We start from the raw sequence: 2,220 nt of genomic DNA on the forward strand, positions 1-2,220 counted from the left end.
TTGAAGTCGCTGCACTGAACTTTGTAGAAGTGACAGTGGAAGGGAAGACAGTAAGGATTCCATTCCGAGGCATTGCCATCCTTGTATTGAGCAGCCATTTCTCACCCTTTGTCTAAACAGGATTAATAAGATAAAATGATGGTCAAGATAATCTTTGAAGTCGTTGCTATGTAAGAAGTGGAAGGGAAGACAGTAAGGATTCCATTCCGAGGCATAACAATCCTTGTATTGAGCAGCCATTTCTCACCCGTTGTCTGAACAGGATTAATAAGATGGAAGGATGGTCAAGATAATCCTTGAAGTCGCTGCACTGAACTTTGTAGAAGTGACAGTGGAAGGGAAGACAGTAAGGATTTCATTCCGAGGCATTGCCATCCTTGTATAGAGCAGCCATTTCTAGCTCCTTTGTCTGAACAGGATTAATAAGATAGAAGGAAGGTCAAGATAAGCATTGGAGTCGCTGCACTGAACTTTGTAGAAGTGACAGTGGAAGGGAAGACAGTAAGGATTCCATTCCGAGGCATAACAATCCTTGTATTGAGCAGCCATTTCTCACCCGTTGTCTAAACAGGATTAATAAGATAGAAGGAAGGTCAAGATAATCATTGAAGTCGCTGCACTGAACTTTGTAGGAGTGGCAGTGGAAGGCAGGAAGGATTCCATTTGGAGGTATTACCAAAGATTACTGCATAGGATGTGTTTAAAATAGTCTTGTACTATTGAAGACCTGTGATAATTGGTGTTTACAACCTTTATTATATAGTATATATATATGGATAACTGTCTTCGGTATTATCTTTTCGATCGAGCATCGGGTATTTCGATTACTTATAATACTATGTAGATAGAATCATGTAAGAGTGATTTATATCTACATTCATATCATGGTAGATGATATTGGTAATGGCCTGTTTATAATTATAGAGTGAAGCCACAACTTCTACGTCGTGACTTCACGCCATCTTTAATCTATATATACAAGGGTAATCATCCAGTCAGTAATTGGTATTCAGATCTTGTAATTATATGGTTATATGAATTAGGACTATATTGAAATCAATACCTTAATCGTCTATCTGTAATTGATGATAAAAGTCCAGGCTACTATGATGGTCATTTAGGTATTGGATATGGTCGTTGTAATTCGGTTGCCAGGATGCCAATAGATTCCAAAACTTGGCCGAATGATCCATATGATGTAAATGGGCTATTTCATGTAACATAATATAAGAGCGAACTTCTTTCGGTAAAAGAACTAATCTGGTATTTAAGTTGATGTTGTTGCGCGAAGAGCAACTTCCCCAATTCGTTTTATTGTACTTCATTCGGATTTGGCCAATGGGTTTATTGCTATAGGATGAATGCAATTGATATAATTCCATTTTAATTATAGGAGCATAACAACGCTTAGCAATGTTGCTAATCATTTTTGAAACCTGTTTAAAGGCTTCCCATTTACTATCAATTGGAGATAAAATAAGAGAATGTTTATCCCCTATACTTCTCGATTCGATAATATAGTTACTTTTTTCAATCTTAAAATAGTGATTAATCCCACAAAATTGAATTGAAAATTGATCGGGAAATGATTTAATGGGGAGTGAATTTTGAAGTTTGGGGTTTTTCAATAGTTGTTTTGAAGTCCAATCAACCGCTTTTTCTAAAAAAACATCAATTTCTTTTCGGCTAAGGAGTTTAGGTAAACGGACGATAACCTTGTCGTGGCGTATGGAAAAAGAGGATGAATTGCGTTTTTCTAGATGAATTTCAAAAAATATTAAAAAATTTAAAATTTGTTTTTCTTTGTAATATACCATATATCGTTTTTGTTTCTATTTAATGTGTATGTTGTTTGTTTTATTAGAAGTAAATTTGTATATTAGTTGTCCTTTTAGATTTCAGCAGGTAATAAATTTATTTGCAGAAATGTTTTGTGGTTTGGAAATATTATTTCTATATTTGCATTCGCTTTTAAAGAAAAGTTCATTGATAGGTTGGAAGAATAAAAAACAAGGTAAGAAACAGAGTAATAATAATTACAACGTTTTGAATCGAATTTTCAAATTTTGCTAGATTCAAGCCAATAGGTGAGAACTTAATAATTGTAGCATACTTTTTTCGGAAAGTGTGTTTTATATAAACATAAATACAATGGAGAGTTTGATCCTGGCTCAGGATGAACGCTAGCGGGAGGCTTAATACATGCAAGTCGAACGGTAA

General features: G+C 34.7%; 1 protein-coding gene and 1 rRNA gene. One reads left to right on the forward strand and one right to left on the reverse strand.

All coding sequences use genetic code 11. The annotated features are described in order from the left end of the window. Window positions 1-1,064: 1,064 nt before the first annotated feature. Complete coding sequence (locus LVD51_RS19925; protein WP_236973139.1) at window positions 1,065-1,817, reverse strand: M48 family metallopeptidase; 753 nt, start codon at window positions 1,815-1,817, stop codon at window positions 1,065-1,067. 331 nt (window positions 1,818-2,148) lie between these two features. Between LVD51_RS19925 and LVD51_RS19930 the strand changes: the two genes are divergently transcribed. After that, a 16S ribosomal RNA gene (locus LVD51_RS19930) occupies window positions 2,149-2,220 on the forward strand; the annotation flags it as partial.

Source organism: Membranihabitans marinus (assembly GCF_021729155.1).
GTDB classification, from domain to species: domain Bacteria; phylum Bacteroidota; class Bacteroidia; order Chitinophagales; family Saprospiraceae; genus Membranihabitans; species Membranihabitans marinus.